This window comes from Vibrio sp. 10N.239.311.G01 (genome assembly GCF_041465805.1).
Classification (GTDB): Bacteria; Pseudomonadota; Gammaproteobacteria; order Enterobacterales; family Vibrionaceae; genus Vibrio; species Vibrio crassostreae_C.
On sequence record NZ_JBFSRM010000020.1, the window covers coordinates 1 to 16,782 of the forward strand.

The following is a 16,782-nucleotide window of genomic DNA, read 5'->3' on the forward strand; positions in this document are numbered from 1 at the left end:
CCACAACGGTATGCTAAGAACAAAAATGCCGTTCACTCTTAAGTGAACGGCATTAGGGCAATAGCTCAACCTTTTTTCATATTCAAATATTCTGACTGACTTCATCAATGCTTTTTCTGGTTAAGTGGTGCTAAATCCGTATCATAGGTGTACCACATCAAATAATTAGAAGCATCATGTCACAACACCATCCGATCCAAGGCGCTAGCTGGATGCTAACCGCAGGCCTAGCCTTTGCCGTTATTAACAGCCTAACTCAAATTGCTAGCATTCATTTCGGACTTACTTCTACCACCGTTGCCGTCATTCAATACGCCATCGCGTTGTTCGCTATTCTTCCTTATCTGAAAACGCTGGGCATTCGTCGCGCACTAAAAACCGACAACCTCAAATTGCACGTATTCCGTGTCTTCTTGTCTGTTATTGGTATTCAACTTTGGATATGGGCACTGGCTTACCCAGTACCAATTTGGCAAGGCATTGCCCTTCTCATGACATCGCCATTGTTTGCAACCATTGGTTCAGGGCTTTTCTTAAAAGAGAAAGTTGGGGCTGCTCGCTGGGGCGCGACCTTAGCAGGCTTCGTGGGTGCGATGGTGATTCTAGAGCCGTGGGCTGAAGATTTTAACTGGGCAACGTTATTACCAGTCGGTGCCGCTTTCTTCTGGGCATGCTACTCACTGATGGTGAAAAAACTCTCTTCGCAAGACAGTCCTTCAACCATGGTGGTCTATCTTCTACTATTAATCACACCATTTAACATCCTGCTTGCTGCGCCAGATTGGCAAACGCCAAGCGGCGGTACAATCTGGGCTATATTGATTGTTATCGGTGTTATGACGGCACTCGCTCAATGGGCGATAGTAAAAGCCTACTCGGTCGCTGATGCTTCGTTTGTGCAACCTTTTGACCACGCCAAATTACCGCTAAATGTTTTAGCAGGTTGGATTGTATTTAGTTGGGTTCCACCGGGTCGTTTATGGCTAGGGGCTGCTATTATTATTGCGTCAGTTGCATTTATAACGCACTGGGAAACTAAAAAACCTTCAAAAGTGAAGAAAGTTTAAGGTTGGTGAAATAAATAGTTCGACAGTCCGTTCTATATGGATAAGAGAATTCAAACGAGGCCGTAACCATGAAGAAACCAGTCAAGATTACACTATACCGTTGGGCAGGCAGTTGGGGTCCATTTAAAGTTAATATCCCATGTGGGGAATGTACCCTTACCAAAGACATTCTTAAGGATACTTTTGAGAATGAGTTATCAGATGTCGATGTCGAACTGGAAGTGAAAGATTGGTTGTCTCACTGGTGGGAGCCTCTAAAACTTGGCTCTTGGCACGCCCCAATCCTTGTTGTTGAAGGCAAGGTTGTCAGCCAAGGTGAAGCGCTTAATCGCGGTGTGTTAATCCAATCCGTGATCAAAGAGTGGACCAAACGAGACAGCTTAAAAGGCAACATCGTTTATGGTAAGGCGACCTGCCCATTCTGTGTTAAAGCAAAGAAAATGTTGGATGAAGCGGGTGTTGAATACCAATACCACGATGTCGTAAAAGATAGCGCCGCTTTGTACCGTATGATTCCAGAGGTAAAAGCACACATTGGTGAGAAAACACCGGTCACCGTCCCGCAGATCTGGCTTGATGGTAAGTACATCGGTGGTGCCGATAACTTAGAAGCGTGGATGAAAGAGAATGGCTTAGATAGCATCCCTAATAATGTGGTCGACTTATCCAATCAATCTGCTGGCTGAGTTCATTAAAAGCCATTAGTCAGAAGCTTAATTAGTGTTTTTTGTGTCCATCCACAACAAAACAAAGCGATAACTTTCACCAATCGCTAAAACGAAAAAGGCCTTAAACTTCATCGAGTTTAAGGCCTTTTAAAATTCCGTTTTTGAAAATGCTTATTTAGCCATTTTCTTCATCATTCGCTTAAAGAACGATGGTTTCTTTGGCTTTGAAGTGCCGTACAATGCTTCGTGCATCATGTTTTTTGCTGCCATTTGACCAAGGTATGCGTGGCCTAGTTCGTAATTCATGCTTATCTCCGCACATAATCAACTTTCTTTAGCGCGGATTTTACACTTAAAACGCCCAAAAAAAAGATCTAAATCACACTTTAATGCAATATTAAGCATCCATTTGCAATTAGCCTAATTTTGTCTCTGTGCTAATCAGCATTGTTTTTGTATATCAATGAGTTAACCTAAATTCTGGTTTGAGCTTAATGCTCCATTCCTAATAACAACCCAAGACATTGATTTAGACACTGATAAAAAAAGCAGCTCAATAGAGCTGCTTTCTAAAATGCTTTACTTAGAAACCTAGCTACGCTTTGGCTGTCTGTAAGTTTTACCGGCAATTTGGTATGTGTCTTTTTGCTTCAATTCAAACATCGTTTCAAAGAACCAAGCTGCAAATTTGATTAAGTCATCGCCTTCATTCATGACATGTTCGATGTACTCTTGCTCTTCGCCTTGTTCATTTTCTTGAAGCGTCACGTGGTAAATACGCTTTTCGCCTTCCACTTCAGCAAGTGCAAATTGACCAGTCAGTGATGCAGCAGCCTCAGCGACTTCTGTATCCTCATTGGATTTCAATAGCTCAAGCGCTTGAGGCAGGCCATCTAGTGCGCAGATAGCTTTTACCAGTACTTCAAATTCATTTTGCTGCATTTTGTTTTTACCTATTCAATGGACCGAAGCATTGTAGAAAACCATCAGCACAAATACAACGTATTAACGATGGTGCGTTAAACGATAGTGAATTTAGTGTTTAGCTATATTCCACTTCAACAGTATCGCCTTTGTTGTTCATTTTGGTTGAAGACCAAAGCACTCCGCCCATGGCTGCGCCAATAATGAGGTAGAACACGCCTAACTGTAGATGAGTCGTGACCCAACTCTCTACTAGATACCCACCCAATAAACCCGCTAAACACATCTGAATAGAGCCCGACAATGCCGATACTGCGCCCGCTTGCTTCTTATGAGGTTCTAATAACATGCTGATTGATAATGGGAACGAAATGCCTTGTGCTATCGCCAACCAAGTAAACGCCCAAACTAAGTTAAAGATGGATAACTCATGAGTAAGAAGCCAAGTTCCCGATGCCAAGATAATCAAAATAGCTAGGCTCATCAGTTGGGGCGTACTAAACCTACGATTGAGTAAGTTTAAAGCGACGCTACCTATCAGTAAGCCTGCCGAAGGGACAATCATCAATGAACCATACTCAGCGGCGGTCAGCCCCAATTGCTCTTGCATTAAGAATGGAAACAGCGATAAAGATACCAAACTCGCCATGTAGCTCATCCAGTTGTAACTGGCACTGGTCAACACTTGGCGATTGGTCAACAAGCGTCCGTAGTTCTTCACCACTTGGCACGCATCAAAGCGGCTCTTTCCGTATGACAAAGTTTCATGCAGAACAAAGTAACCCAGTGTGAATATCGCTAGTAGATACAATAAAACGAACAGGAACACCGCCTGCCAACCGAGGTGGAATGAGATCCAACCACCAAACACGGGCGCAATAATCGGCATGATCGAAGCGGTGACCGAAATATAAGACAGTGCTTTGGTCAGTTGAAGGCCATCATAGCTGTCGCGCAGCACACTTCGCCCAAGAACCGAGGCACTACCCGCCCCTAGACCTTGCAACAAGCGACCAACCTCTAACGCCGTCATGTTGTCGGAAAAAACAACACAAACAACAGTACCAATCAAATAAACACCCTGACCTAACAAGAAGATAGGTCTTCTCCCCACGGCATCGGACATCGGCCCATAAAATAGCTGAGACAAGCCAAAACCCACAAGAAACAGCGTAACGAGCAGCTGTACATCTACCTGAGTCACACTTAAGTCTGAAGCAATTAGCGGCAATGATGGTAAATAGATACTCACCCCTACCTGCCCTGTAGCTATGATCATCATGGCTAAGAGTAGCGGTGTTTTTTTAAAGGTCGATTGGCTCAAAAAATTCCCTATTCGTTTGTTATTTGTTCATCAGATGAGTTTACATTCAAAACCAATAATTGATAATTAGCTAAATTGGAATTTAATTAAGTCCCAACAGGAAATAATATGGATTGGATTCTTAACGTAAAAAGTTATGTAAAAGTGGTGGAAGAAGGCAGCTTCAATGGCGCAGCGCGTAAACTCAATACCACCAGCTCAGCGATCAGCAAAAGAGTGAACTGGTTAGAAGAACGTATCGGCACTCAACTATTAAAGCGCACCACGCGCTCAATCAGCCAAACCGAAGCGGGGGCTCTCTTTTATCTGCGAGCCAAGGATCAGCTCGATAATTGGCAATCGATTATTGATGAAACCCGATCGGTTAACCAAACGCCTGCGGGCCTACTAAAGATAGGCGCAACCATTGCTGTTGGTTCTAAGTTTCTCGTGCAATACATGGACGACTTCTTAGAAAAGTATCCAGACATTAAAGTACAGCTTATCACCACCACGCCAGGTCAATTACCTGAGCTTGGCTTGGACCTGGTGATCAGTCGTGAACTGGAACAACTCAACTCGTTAAGCTTCAAGAAAACACCACTGTTCGAACACAAAGCTAGCTTTTATGCCGCACCAAGTTACTTGGCTAAACATGGTTATCCCATCAACGAGCAAGACTTAGAGCAGCACAACTCCTTAATATGGGGAGAGCGTCCTATTCGTGAAGTCACGCTAACTAAAGGACAGCGCATCACTTTGAACGGTAACTTTGCGACCACCAACCCTGAGGCTTTGTTTCATGCCGCCAAGCGAGGAATGGGCGTACTGTTAACCATCAAAGCAATGATCAAAGAGGATCTTAAACAAGGGACACTGGTTCCAGTATTACCAAATATAACAGCCGACGAAGTGATGGTTTACGCGTACTACCCTAAGCTTGACTACTCACATACACGAACCAAGCTATTTTTAGACCACCTAAAAGATAGGCTAGACAAAGAAAGAAATAGTCAAATTTTGTGAAATATATTGCACTAAATTTGAAAAATCACACAACACGACCAATAATAAACTAGACGCATATCAAGATTATTAATGCAAGTTGCATTGTTAATACTTAAGACAGCGCTGCTACAAGATCGTATACACAAGATCATACACATACAGCTTACACACGATTCTGGTTGGCTACGGATGGTGACTATGACTCAACATACACGCAATAGCATGATAGACACAGAGCGCATTGGCCGCTTACTCAAATTGGAAGGTATCGACCTTTTAGAATCTGCCGTGCTTACTTTGCATCAAACCTTCGGTACTCAATACACCAGTATCATTGAGAAAAAGCACTTCCCCGATCAAATGGTTCCTTTGGTAATTGCCCATTCTGACCATGTACTGCATGACAAAATAAACGCACGCCATGGTCACATATACCAACAAGCCGTTAATCAAAAACACCCAGATTGCTCATTTGCTCAGTATATCGTTCAGTCACTCCCAACATCAGCATTTAGACAGGAAATCACCTCACAGAACTCAATCGCTATCCCAGCACGCAGTCAAAGTGGCGAAGTCATGGGTGTGCTTTTCTCAACCTTTAGTTCGCCTATGAGTACAGATCAACAACAAGACGTGATAAAACACCACCAGTTGTTCGCAGATATCGTCATTCACACCTTGCGTGAAATGTGGTTCAACGACCGTTCTGAGCAACTGGTTAATCAACTCAGCTACGAAGTATCACACGATAGTCTAACTGGGCTATTAAACCGTAGCTGCTTATCAGACACCTTGGAATCGATCACTCAGCAGAGTGTCACTCCCTTCACGCTCGCTCTGCTCGACATCAATAGCTTCAAAGCCATCAATGATATGCACGGTAATTATATTGGCGATAAGGTACTTCAGTTCGTTGCAGAGACCTTGCGCCGAACCTTGCCCGACAACAACCTGACGTTCCGGACGGCTGGCAATGAGTTCGCATTCATTACCTATCATTCAGACCCAATAGCTGTTTGCGAACAAATTCTGGATAAGATAAAGCAAGGTTACACTAGTATTGATATCAAAATCGATTTCGACGTCAGCATCGGCATTGCCCGGTCAGATGGAGACAATAAAGACGTAGAACAAATCATCTTCAACACCAGTTTGGCGCTAAAAGAGTGCCAGCATAGTCAAGATACATACATTCAATGTTACGACACTCACCTAAGGGTTCGTTACCAAAGGAAAACCGAGTTAATCGCCGCCTTACGAAGTGAACTTGATAGCCCCATATCAGACAGTCAGGCACCTAATGACAATGGAATGTACGTGGTTGTACAACCAATCGTTGATCACATTGATACACGATGGGATTACTTCGAGGTGTTAACTCGTTGGAAAACCACAAGACATGGCGACATCTCGCCAGTGGAGTTCATTCAGGTAGCGGAAGAATCGGGGTTGATCGTGGAACTGGGTGAACGGATCATCGAATTGGTATGCCGCGCTAAAACAAAATTGGAGCGAGGCTTAGGCTACAAAGTTAAGCTTGGAATAAACTGCTCCGCTCACGAGCTTACCGATTCTAAGCGTTATATTTCCTATCTCACTCGAACGATTGAACAGCATCACTTTAAAGCAAACGAGTTTGTCATTGAGCTAACCGAAACCGTTCTGTTATCTCCAACTCAAGAAACAAAGTCAGCACTCGACTTTCTAAGGGGACAAGGGTTCACGATCGCTCTAGATGATTTCGGTACTGGTTACTCAAGCTTAAATTACATTCATAGCTACCCTATCGATTGTATTAAGATTGATGCCACCTTTATTCGAAACTTGCTGACAAACTCAACATCCGAAAGTGTTGTGTGGTTGATTGTTCAACTGGCACACAGACTCAATGTGTCATTGGTTGCGGAAGGCGTAGAGAAGCGCGAGCAATTAGAAAAGCTGCACGCGATGGGATGTGACAAGATCCAAGGTTACCTCTACTCACCTCCAATGCGACCTGAAGCTATCGTTAGCTATGTCGCGCACTCAGAGCCTTTAGTTTAAACCCTTACCGAACCTTCTATTGAGAACTAAAAAGCCGCAAGAGCATCACTTAACACTGACTGTGCTTTGTGATGCTCTTGCGGCTTTAAAACAGTTTAATGGCTAGCTACTTACTAGCATTATTAACCATTGCTAGATTGCGCGTTTCTAACGCTGCCTTCAATAGCTTGTCGGCTTCATCTCTCGCGGCTGTGAATGTCGCTTTTTCCTTTTTAGGCACAGAATCGGCCATTGGGATATTCGCTTTCATCGCATCAACAGGGCGACCACGTTCGATCAGTTCATAGTGCAAGTGAGCACCTGTCACTCGACCCGTTTTACCCGATAGGCCAATACGTTGACCACGAGATACCGTTTGTCCTTTACGAACAAGGATCTTGCTTAAGTGCAAGTAGCGCGTTTTATAAGTGCTACCGTGTTGAATCACCACATAGTTACCCGCATAAGGGTGTTTACGCGTCATGATCACTTTGCCATCACCCGTTGCTTGAACAGGTGTGCCAATTGGTGTCGCGAAATCCGTACCGTTGTGCGGTGAGATTCGGCCAGTCACAGGGTGTAGACGTTTAGGGTTAAATTGAGAACTCTGACGCCAGCTACTGCTCACTGGGTAACGTTGGAAAGCACGTTGAAGGCTATCGCCATTAGCATCGTAATATTGTCCGTCGGTGTGTAAGTATGCTGACACAACGCGGTTACGATTCATGATCTTAATTGCTTCAATTTCACGTTTTCCGGTTGCAACACCATCAACATATTGCGCTTTTTGAAGCACTTCAAACTGATCGCCAGCACGTAGGTCGCGGCTGAAGTTCAGCTTGTCTTTAAGAAGAGTCACAATATGGTCAATCTCAAGGCTGTTCAGGCCAGCTTTATTCGCCGACATTGAGAAGCTGCCATGAATATCACCCACGAGAGGTTTTTGCTTCCATTCACCAGGAATAGAGATGTCTTCGAATTCGTAGCTGCCGTCATCAAGTAATCGGTAAACCACTTTGTCCGCGACGCTAAATTGAAGTTCCATTTTAGAAAGGTCGCCGGTCGCTTCATCACGCCAAAAGCGTAATGTATTACCCGGACGAAGCGTATCTAAAGCAAGGAAGTTCAAATCAGTTTCCATCACGCTCATCATCGATTTGTAAGAAAATCCAAGCTGAGTGAAGATGCTACTCAAGTTATCGCCAGATTGAATTTGGTACTCAAATGTCGGCGGCTCAATAACGGTAACAGAAGATGGTGACAGAATTGACTCAATAACGGTTGAGTCGGGCAAATCAAGATCGATCGTTTTCGTCAGATCCGATTGTGACGATTGCAAAGCAACACCAATCGCAGCAATAAGTGGCAGTCCCAAAATAGCTACTTTTTTTACAGGTGAAAGCTCAGCAAACGGAGAGGGAAATATTTTTGAATACACGGTAAACAGGTCTTTCTACGATATAAAGGCATAGGATATGCTTTTCAAACGCATAAATCATCAATGCATTGTCATAATATGATGTGAATCTTCCCAACTTAGCCTAAGTCATTGAGTTGCCGTAGATGAAGAGCCACTAGATAAGAAATAAAATTAACCGCTAAATTTAAAAATAAAAAAGCAGAAACGGCTAGTTTCTGCTTTCTATTGGTTTACGTTATTCCGTTTCGAATAATTAATAAACGAAGCGAATTAGTCGCTGGTTTTAAGAAAAGATTATGCGTTTACCGTCGACACTAAGCAGTTGTCTTCACCAAACTCATTTGGGATGTAACGGTCAGCATTCGCATCGTTCACCCATTGTTGGTCATCAACTAGGTAGCGGAATTGAAACTCGCCATCTTTAGGTAGACGAGTTTTAAACTTGTAAACCTTCCCTTTGGCCAGTTTTTTCATTGGGGTGGCTTTCCAATCAAGAAAGTCAGCAACGATGGATACAGAGTTCGCTTCCTGAGCTTCTAGCTCGAAGGTCACTTCAACTTCATCTTTCGTCTTAAAAAAACGTTTATTAATCATTCGCAAGCTCCATTTGTAATAATAAGCGGACACAAAGCTAACTGTGTCTAAATTTCATTCATCTAACTAAGATAATATGTAATTTGGCTCACATAAACAACAGATCCTTACATTCACGAAAACGTTATTGCTTACCAATTGATTGCGTATCAAAAGAAAAACTCATTAACACCTTTTCAGAAGGGGGTTCTGCAAATGATTGTTCCGCAGAATGCTGAGTAAAGCCGATAAAACCTTCCCCAGTAAGTTTATTCTGTGATTGCGAACCTGGCTGCTGAGCTACCTCCAATGTCTGAATTTGTATACGATCACCCAGTAAAAGTTGGTCGACTAACACCACACGGCTTCGTTGCTGGTCATGCTTAAACAGGCCTAGATAATAGAAAACACCGCTGCCTTGGTTAGATATCCACATCGGCGCGACAAAGAAACTCGCCTTGCCCAACGTGGCGGCTGAAAGATTATTGGTGTCTACCGTTACCACACCGCGCTCAACACCTGAGTCATAGCGTCCAAACGCGATGGCTCTAGGCTCATCAACTTCATTGATAAAAGCGTAGGCGTTAGTCTCAGGAACTTTAATTGTCCATGGATTGGTCGTCTTCAAATCAAAAACGGTTTCTACGACTGGGTCATAACTCACTTGAGAAGAAGGAAACTTCGCCAAGATCTCTTCATCACTTAAGCTAAAGCGATAAATACCCGCTACTATCACCACAACCAGCATGACAATTGGAATCAGTAGAATCAGAGGGATAGGTAAGATTTTCTTTTTCATGGGCAATTATATTCTTTTGTTTTCATCCAGTTGTGCAGACCATAAAGGGCTTTAGTATAATTATCAATACAGGGTTAACCAGAAGTGGAGCATGGATGGATATCAATCATATTAAAGATAGAAATATCAGAAGTTGCGAATGCCGCTGTGGAGCAGTCAACCTAGTATGCCGAGGTGAACCTCAACGTACATCTGTCTGCCATTGCTATGAGTGTCAGAAACGCACCGGAAGTGTGTTCGGCATTCAGGCTCGGTTCCCAATAGAACAAGTTACACTCAGCGGTGAAGTGACCTCTTTTTCACGCATCAGCGATACGGGTAATGAAGTCACCTATCAGTTTTGTCCCAAGTGTGGCACCACCATGCTTTTGCAGTCGGTTGCCGCCGCTGATTTTTATATCGTCCCGCTCGGATTATTTAAAGAGCAAGACTTCCCACTGCCGAGCTTTTCGGTTTATGAAGAACGCAAACACGGTTGGGTTAAGTTCGACCACCAAATGAGCCATTACAACTAGTTCGTCATTGAGCGTTATCTTTATCTCGTTATTGACCGTTATCTTTATATAGCAACAGTATTAAAACAAACTGCAATACTGTTGCCTAAGATCAAATATCACCGCTTCACAGCGCTAGCGTATCTTTTGTCTAGCGTTATAATCTTGCTCCTCTATTTAACCCAGGGTGAACCACATGATTTCTAAGTTACCTCGCTGGGTTGAATACGGCGCCCTTTTGTTAGCTGGTCTTGCTGGCAGTGTTAATGCTATCGGCTTACTTGGCTTCCAACATCAAGCTATCTCCCATATCTCCGGCACCATGTCTTTGCTAGGCAGTAGCCTGCTTACACCGACCTCGGCTTCTGTTCACCTCCTATTGGTGATCATGAGCTTCATGTTAGGTGCGGCGTTCAGCGGGTTCTTTATTGAAAACCAAGCATTGAAGTTAGGGCGCCGTTACGGTGTTGCACTATGTATTGAGGGTGGATTGCTGTTTTTGGCGCTGTGGACACTGTTGCAAGGCTATACTTCAGGTCAGTATTTCGCTTCAGCCGCGTGTGGTTTGCAGAACGCGATGATCACCACTTACAGCGGGGCAATCATTCGAACAACACACATGAGCGGGATCATTACCGATCTTGGGATCATGATTGGCGCTCGCTTAAAGGGGATGCCTTTTGACCGCCGTAAAGCCAAACTGCTAATTTTCATTGTGGTTGGCTTCCTGTTTGGCGGCTTAATTGGCGCTTGTCTGTTCCAACGCTTCGAAATCTTGGCATTGGCTTTCCCTGCCTCTTTTGCTTTCATTATTGCGTTTAGCTACTGGTTATACTTGACCTATCGAACTGAAACCCCAGTCAATTTATAAATATCTGGCAATATAACCTCAAACTACGTAACATCCGCAACACTTTATTCTAAACTCTTAATACGTTGCAGAATAACCAGTATGAATATTTAGCGATATTTGATGAATAGTATTGCAAGCGATATTAATACTGGGTAATCTTGCACCCAATGAGAAAATACGGACGTTTAGTGAATAAAAATGCCAAGGATGTGGCTTTTTTACGTGTAGAAATTCGAGAACAATAACATGTCTAACAACAAGAATACTGCTCAAACAGAGAAATCTAAAGGCAGTTTCTGGGTTTTCTTAATCCCATCATTGATTGGTTTATTCCTTTTCATGGCGCCAATCAGCTATCAAGGTGATCTAACGATCCCTGTCGCTATTCTAGCTAAATCAATTCAAGCGGTTTTCGGTGAGTCTCTAGTTGCTATTATCACTGCAATCGTTGCTTTCATGTCTGTAGCTTCCGTTTTAAGCACCATTTTCAAACCTACATTCATTACATCAAGCTCTTTCTTAAACGGTCTTTTCAACCCATCTCCACTGTGGTTGTTGGTTCGTCTTATCGGTGGTGCTGCTGCATTCATGGCTTTCTTCCAAGTAGGCCCTGAGTTTATCTGGGAAGAAAACACTGGTGGTCTCGTACTAGAAGGCCTACTTCCAACACTGTTCTCAGTATTTATCTTTGCAGGTTTACTACTGCCACTACTACTTAACTTTGGTTTGCTAGAATTGTTTGGCACCTTACTAAGTAAAGTGATGCGCCCAATCTTCAACCTGCCAGGTCGTAGTGCTATCGATTGTATGGCTTCTTGGTTAGGTGACGGCAGTGTCGGTATCCTGCTTACAAGCAAACAGTACGAGAAGAAATTCTACACGCAGCGTGAAGCCGCTGTAGTTGGTACGACTTTCTCTGCAGTCTCTATCACGTTCAGTCTTGTGGTTATTGCTCAAGTAGAGCTAGAGCACCTATTCCTGCCTTTCTACGCAGCAATCTGTCTAGCGGGTATTGTGGCTGCGGTAATCATCCCTCGCCTTCCGCCACTAAGTATGAAGAAAGACACCTTCATTGATGGCAGCAAGCCGCACAAAGACGCTGACGCGATCCCTGCAGGTCACTCAACATTCTCTTGGGGTCTTGAGCTAGCAGTAAACAAAGCATCACAAGTTAAGTCAGCTAAGTCAGTATTTGCTGAAGGCATCCGTAACGCCGTGGATATGGTATTTGGCGTACTGCCTGTGGTGATGGGCCTTGGTACGATGGCACTGGTTATTGCGGAATACACATCGGTATTCTCATTCCTAGGTCAACCTTTTATTCCGTTCCTAGAGCTACTTGGTGTTCCTGAAGCGGTTGCGGCATCTGAAACCATCGTGGTTGGTTTTGCAGACATGTTCATCCCAGCAATCCTTGCGGCTTCTATCGACAACGAGATGACTCGCTTTGTTATTGCAGCAATGTCGGTAACTCAGCTGATCTACATGTCTGAAGTGGGCGCTCTGCTTCTAGGCAGTAAGATTCCAGTGAACATCTTAGAACTGTTTATTATCTTTATTCTACGTACGTTAATTACGCTTCCAGTTATCGCTGGTGTAGCGCATCTAATATTCTAAATTAGATACTACTTATGTAACTCAATAAAGATTCAGTTTATAAAGCCTCACTTTTGTGGGGCTTTTTATTAGCACAAATATATACACAGCATTATTTAGAGTTCAATCAATTTATAAGTTCTGTATATCACTTGATTTCATATCATTTATTCAACCCACCTCTTGTTAATAGAAAACTGAACGCATAATCGTCAAATTAATACATTCTTAATCCCTCCTTAAACTCTGTCTAGCCCCATTCCCCAACTCATTGAACCAAATACTAAAAGTAACAAATATGTGATTTAGTGAATTTTGTATTGTTTAGGTTGTTGTATTTTTGCAGTCTATTTTGTGAAATTACATTCAAGTAAAACCCAATCTAGTCGATATATATAATTACAAAAACACGATTAACTTTAGTCTTCGCAAAGCCTGTGAGAAGGGGAAAACTCAATGAAATTTAGCCATAAGGTGGTTGCTGCATCATCAGCCTTGCTGCTAGTGACAGTATCATTGCTTTCAATACAACAACTTTACACTGTAAGAAGTGCAGTAGAAAACCACGTCAATGCGAGCCTGAAAGAGATGGTCTCGGGCGTGAAAAATACCGTCGTATCGGAGATGAACGCCAAGAAAGCGTTGGCTCAATCGACGACTGAAGTCATCGAGATCAACCCTGAAGATCGCGCTTACGTTAAAGAAATCTTAGAAAAGCCCAAGCTTAAAAACAGCTTCCTAGCGGTTGGTTTTGGTTATGAAGCAAACGGTTTCGTTATTGAAAATGATGATGGTTGGGATGCCGGTCCAGACTACGACCCACGAATTCGTCCTTGGTACATTGATGCTAAATCCAAAAACAGTTTAGTTGTTACCGCTCCTTATGTGGATGCATCAAGTAAGAAAGTCATCATATCAGTAGGTACTCCAGTTAAAGACAACGGCCGCTTTACTGCGGGTATGTTCTACGACCTAGAATTGACGAACCTTGCTACCTTGGTCAACCAAGTGAACTTGTTTGATGCGGGTTACCTGTTCCTAGTAACAGCCGACGGCACCACGATTGCTCACCCAAATGCGAAAAACAACGGTGAAACGCTATCAAGCTACATGCCACAAGCGACTATTCGTGAAGGCTCTCAAGAAATTGAAGTCGACGGCAAAATGTTCCTAGTTAATTTCACCCACATCCCTAGTGAAGATTGGTATATAGGTGCCATCCTGGATGAAGAGATCGCGTTCCAAACCGTTGAAGAATTGAAGAACAGCTCAATGATCTACTCGTTGATTGCAGTTATTCTCAGCATCATTGCACTGACTGTTCTGATTCGTGTGTTAATGCGTCCACTGGATGCGCTTAACCAAGCCATTCAAGATGTGGCGAGCGGTCAAGGTGATTTAACTAAGCGCCTAGATACCAACACAGACCAAGAGTTCTCTGACCTAGCGAAAGGTTTCAACACCTTTACTGAAAACCTGCAAAATCAGATCATTCAATCGAAAGCGATTGGTGTTGAAATTAAGCGTGGTACTGAAATCACGGTTAAAGGTGCAGGCGAATCAGCGAAAGCGATGAATACCCAACTGGAAGAGCTTGAACAGTTAGCGACTGCAATGAACGAGATGGCGGTTACTGCAACTGAAGTTGCAAACAATGCTCAAGGCGCAGCAGCGGCAGCCCGTGAAGCAGACGAAGCAACGCTAGACGGCACATCTGTCGTAAGTGACACCACTCAAGCGATTGATAACCTTTCAGCACGTATCGACCAAGCGGTTGCCGAAGTACAAGTACTTGAATCAGCAACAGCCAACATCGAAACAATTCTAAAAGTAATCAACGATATTGCAGACCAAACCAACCTACTGGCATTGAATGCGGCTATTGAAGCGGCGCGTGCTGGTGAATCAGGCCGTGGTTTCGCAGTCGTTGCCGATGAAGTTCGTACTCTGGCACAACGTACTCAAGAATCAACTACGGAAATCCGCAACATGATCGAGCAGCTCCAAGCGGGTGCAAGCTCAGTATCGAACGCGATGAACCAAAGTAAAGACACAGCCACTGACGCCGTTGAACGCGCTCAGCAAGCGAACTCTTCACTTGACCGTATCCGTGACGCGATTCAACGCATCTCAGATATGAACATTCAAATTGCTTCAGCAGCAGAAGAGCAGAGCTTGGTAGCGGAAGAGATCAATAACAACACTGTTAAGATCAAAGACCTTTCAACACAAGTATCAACAGCGGCCCAAGAAGCGAATACCGCAATGCAGCAGCAAACTGACAATGTTCGCCAACAAGACGAGCTATTGAATAAGTTTACGGTTTAACCAAGGTTTGGCTCAGTTGCCGTTTGGCTGAGTCGCCATTTGGTTTAGTTACCGAGCAATAGATTAAAATAAAAAGCCCCGATTACTGATTGCCAGTAAGCGGGGCTTCTCTTTCTAGTCTATCCAAGTTAACTCGTGACAGGCTTCAATTCATTCGTCGTTAACATCATGCATTGGTTCGATTCCACCTTGATGGTTAAATCCTTACCAACACATTCAAACACATCATCCGACAGTAAATCGGTTACCGCACCAGTCCAATTTAATGAGGCTGTTTTGCTTCGCTTCGACTTGTTGATCACCACAATGCCTTTATCGCCACGGACAAACACCAACAAATCATCATTCGCTTCAACCACACGCATCGCTTCGCCATGAACATGGTTATGGAATTGAATCATGCTTTTCATGTAAGGCGCTTGCCAGTCGTTAAGCCAACGAGGCTGACCGCTCTTGTCCAGAATACCGCTGGTGCTCAGTTCACTGTAAACAAGCGGCACACCGCCGTCTCGACCAAGAATGAAAGCATGAGCCAATCGCTCATCCACTTCATCCATCACATGCTCCAAAAACACCTCGTTATTGGGAATATCATGAGTGACCGCAAACGTGATCGCTCGCATATTCGACAGAGCCTGACCAAAACAGTATGGGTTAATCAAAGACTTAAAGCTGCCCTGCTCTTCAAATGCTTTGAAGATGGTGTTGAACAACGGGAAATCGTAAGCGCCTAAGCGAGTGTGTTTAAGATAAGGCTCAAGGAACAGCTCATACTCTTCTTCTGTCGCGCCGCCATCGGTAATGATCTCACCGAAGATGTGCATTTCTTCGCAGATGTCATCCGTCCACACCTTGCGTAGGTGTGCCAGTGTCATATGCTTTGCCGCATCAATGCGAAATCCTTTCACACCAATCTCTTTCAGTGCTTTTAGGTAGGCTCTTTGTTGTGCCACCACATTATCGTTATCGAGTAGCGTTGGCAGGCCAGGATCGCTGGCGCCACCGGTAATACGCCCGTTTTGCACTTCCCACGTGTCTTTCCAGTTCTTGATACCAAACGCTTCCACGAAGTCGTTCTCATCAAAAAGAGGCTCAGAAAGGTCACCAAACAAACGTATGGATTCATAATAGTCAGCATCTTTTTGATAAGACGCCATGTCTTGCTGATTGGGATACGTTAGATCACCGCGGATACCCGATTCGTTGGCCATATGGTTAAACACCACATCCACATAAGTACGAAGCCCATGTCGCTTTAACGTGTCGACCATCGCTTTAAAATCTTGTGTGTCACCCAACTGATTATCGATCACACGATAGTCTTGGGGCTGATAGCGTTGCCACCATTGAGTACCAGAATTTCGATCGCAACCTTTAGGGCCGCGCAGCGATTTCATCGCCGGTGATACTAAAACAGATTTATAACCCAACTCTTGGATCAGTGGGGCGTTCTTCATTACGTCAGCGTAGCACCAGTCAAAGGCATGCAATATGACATCTGTCGCTGGATTGCTTAACATAGCTGAACTCTCCATGTTGTTCTCCTACCAAACTCGTTTACAGCTTTCTAGATAAATACAAAGGCTAAAAGGCAAAGCTGCATAAATTTCCTTAAGGATGGTATTTATTATATGAGTTACTCATTAAAACCCCTCCTCCTCTCACCGATTAGTCACGGCGGATAGTTAAGGGCGTAGCGCCAATTATCGCATAACGTCTGGGATGAA

15 protein-coding genes are annotated in these 16,782 nt (G+C 43.8%); 8 read left to right on the forward strand and 7 right to left on the reverse strand.

Going from position 1 to position 16,782, the window contains the following annotated elements; genetic code table 11:
- Positions 1–176 precede the first annotated feature (176 nt).
- Positions 177–1,067 carry a DMT family transporter gene (locus AB6D06_RS15600; RefSeq protein ID WP_017062738.1) on the forward strand — a complete coding sequence of 297 codons (891 nt, stop codon included), beginning with the start codon at positions 177–179 and terminating at the stop codon, positions 1,065–1,067.
- Between the two features lie 68 nt (positions 1,068–1,135).
- Entirely contained in the window at positions 1,136–1,753 is a 618-nt protein-coding gene (locus AB6D06_RS15605) for a glutaredoxin domain-containing protein (RefSeq protein WP_017064328.1), read from the forward strand.
- Between the two features lie 153 nt (positions 1,754–1,906).
- On the opposite strand, the gene AB6D06_RS15610 is transcribed toward AB6D06_RS15605, so the two are convergent.
- The 3 genes from AB6D06_RS15610 to AB6D06_RS15620 form a co-directional block, all read right to left on the reverse strand.
- Positions 1,907–2,041, reverse strand: coding sequence for a hypothetical protein (locus tag AB6D06_RS15610; RefSeq protein ID WP_010431176.1), 135 nt, complete (start codon positions 2,039–2,041; stop codon positions 1,907–1,909).
- Positions 2,042–2,326: 285 nt separating this feature from the next.
- Positions 2,327–2,677 carry a hypothetical protein gene (locus AB6D06_RS15615; protein ID WP_017057980.1) on the reverse strand — a complete coding sequence of 117 codons (351 nt, stop codon included), beginning with the start codon at positions 2,675–2,677 and terminating at the stop codon, positions 2,327–2,329.
- Positions 2,678–2,777: 100 nt separating this feature from the next.
- Positions 2,778–3,983, reverse strand: coding sequence for a multidrug effflux MFS transporter (locus tag AB6D06_RS15620; protein ID WP_372110928.1), 1,206 nt, complete (start codon positions 3,981–3,983; stop codon positions 2,778–2,780).
- 108 nt (positions 3,984–4,091) lie between these two features.
- On the opposite strand from AB6D06_RS15620, the gene AB6D06_RS15625 reads away from it, so the two are divergent.
- Together AB6D06_RS15625 and AB6D06_RS15630 are read left to right on the forward strand one after the other, a co-directional pair.
- The gene (locus tag AB6D06_RS15625) at positions 4,092–4,988 is read left to right on the forward strand and encodes a LysR family transcriptional regulator (RefSeq protein ID WP_009845717.1); all 897 of its coding nucleotides are present in this window, start codon (positions 4,092–4,094) and stop codon (positions 4,986–4,988) included.
- Between the two features lie 180 nt (positions 4,989–5,168).
- Positions 5,169–7,013: a putative bifunctional diguanylate cyclase/phosphodiesterase gene (locus AB6D06_RS15630; protein ID WP_372110931.1), complete on the forward strand. Its 1,845-nt coding sequence runs from the start codon at positions 5,169–5,171 to the stop codon at positions 7,011–7,013.
- A gap of 106 nt (positions 7,014–7,119) precedes the next feature.
- On the opposite strand, the gene AB6D06_RS15635 is transcribed toward AB6D06_RS15630, so the two are convergent.
- From AB6D06_RS15635 to AB6D06_RS15645, 3 genes are all read right to left on the reverse strand, one after another.
- Complete coding sequence (locus AB6D06_RS15635) at positions 7,120–8,430, reverse strand: peptidoglycan DD-metalloendopeptidase family protein (RefSeq protein ID WP_029235892.1); 1,311 nt, start codon at positions 8,428–8,430, stop codon at positions 7,120–7,122.
- Between the two features lie 276 nt (positions 8,431–8,706).
- A complete protein-coding gene (locus AB6D06_RS15640; RefSeq protein ID WP_009845720.1) occupies positions 8,707–9,006 on the reverse strand; it encodes an isoamylase early set domain-containing protein in 300 nt (99 codons plus the stop codon).
- Positions 9,007–9,130: 124 nt separating this feature from the next.
- Positions 9,131–9,784 (reverse strand): hypothetical protein, encoded by a 654-nt coding sequence (locus AB6D06_RS15645; protein WP_017064322.1) that lies wholly within the window; start codon positions 9,782–9,784, stop codon positions 9,131–9,133.
- A gap of 32 nt (positions 9,785–9,816) precedes the next feature.
- Between AB6D06_RS15645 and AB6D06_RS15650 the strand changes: the two genes are divergently transcribed.
- From AB6D06_RS15650 to AB6D06_RS15665, 4 genes are all read left to right on the forward strand, one after another.
- The gene (locus AB6D06_RS15650) at positions 9,817–10,299 is read left to right on the forward strand and encodes a GFA family protein (RefSeq protein ID WP_170791798.1); all 483 of its coding nucleotides are present in this window, start codon (positions 9,817–9,819) and stop codon (positions 10,297–10,299) included.
- Positions 10,300–10,474: 175 nt separating this feature from the next.
- A complete protein-coding gene (locus AB6D06_RS15655) occupies positions 10,475–11,149 on the forward strand; it encodes a YoaK family protein (protein ID WP_017062746.1) in 675 nt (224 codons plus the stop codon).
- A gap of 228 nt (positions 11,150–11,377) precedes the next feature.
- A complete protein-coding gene (locus tag AB6D06_RS15660; RefSeq protein WP_372058172.1) occupies positions 11,378–12,748 on the forward strand; it encodes a YjiH family protein in 1,371 nt (456 codons plus the stop codon).
- 435 nt (positions 12,749–13,183) lie between these two features.
- The gene (locus tag AB6D06_RS15665; RefSeq protein ID WP_017062748.1) at positions 13,184–15,055 is read left to right on the forward strand and encodes a methyl-accepting chemotaxis protein; all 1,872 of its coding nucleotides are present in this window, start codon (positions 13,184–13,186) and stop codon (positions 15,053–15,055) included.
- Positions 15,056–15,183: 128 nt separating this feature from the next.
- Here the strand turns inward: AB6D06_RS15665 and AB6D06_RS15670 are convergent, their stop codons facing one another.
- Entirely contained in the window at positions 15,184–16,590 is a 1,407-nt protein-coding gene (locus AB6D06_RS15670; protein WP_372110937.1) for an alpha-amylase family glycosyl hydrolase, read from the reverse strand.
- Positions 16,591–16,782 lie beyond the last annotated feature (192 nt).

Bases quoted from the DNA above. Each gene is read 5' to 3' on its own strand.
- AB6D06_RS15600 (WP_017062738.1), top strand. From the start codon at position 177: ATGTCACAACACCATCCGATCCAAGGCGCTAGCTGGATGCTAACCGCA.
- AB6D06_RS15605 (WP_017064328.1), top strand. From the start codon at position 1,136: ATGAAGAAACCAGTCAAGATTACACTATACCGTTGGGCAGGCAGTTGG.
- AB6D06_RS15610 (WP_010431176.1), bottom strand. From the start codon at position 2,041: ATGAATTACGAACTAGGCCACGCATACCTTGGTCAAATGGCAGCAAAA.
- AB6D06_RS15615 (WP_017057980.1), bottom strand. From the start codon at position 2,677: ATGCAGCAAAATGAATTTGAAGTACTGGTAAAAGCTATCTGCGCACTA.
- AB6D06_RS15625 (WP_009845717.1), top strand. From the start codon at position 4,092: ATGGATTGGATTCTTAACGTAAAAAGTTATGTAAAAGTGGTGGAAGAA.
- AB6D06_RS15630 (WP_372110931.1), top strand. From the start codon at position 5,169: ATGACTCAACATACACGCAATAGCATGATAGACACAGAGCGCATTGGC.
- AB6D06_RS15640 (WP_009845720.1), bottom strand. From the start codon at position 9,006: ATGATTAATAAACGTTTTTTTAAGACGAAAGATGAAGTTGAAGTGACC.
- AB6D06_RS15645 (WP_017064322.1), bottom strand. From the start codon at position 9,784: ATGAAAAAGAAAATCTTACCTATCCCTCTGATTCTACTGATTCCAATT.
- AB6D06_RS15655 (WP_017062746.1), top strand. From the start codon at position 10,475: ATGATTTCTAAGTTACCTCGCTGGGTTGAATACGGCGCCCTTTTGTTA.
- AB6D06_RS15660 (WP_372058172.1), top strand. From the start codon at position 11,378: ATGTCTAACAACAAGAATACTGCTCAAACAGAGAAATCTAAAGGCAGT.
- AB6D06_RS15665 (WP_017062748.1), top strand. From the start codon at position 13,184: ATGAAATTTAGCCATAAGGTGGTTGCTGCATCATCAGCCTTGCTGCTA.
- AB6D06_RS15670 (WP_372110937.1), bottom strand. From the start codon at position 16,590: ATGGAGAGTTCAGCTATGTTAAGCAATCCAGCGACAGATGTCATATTG.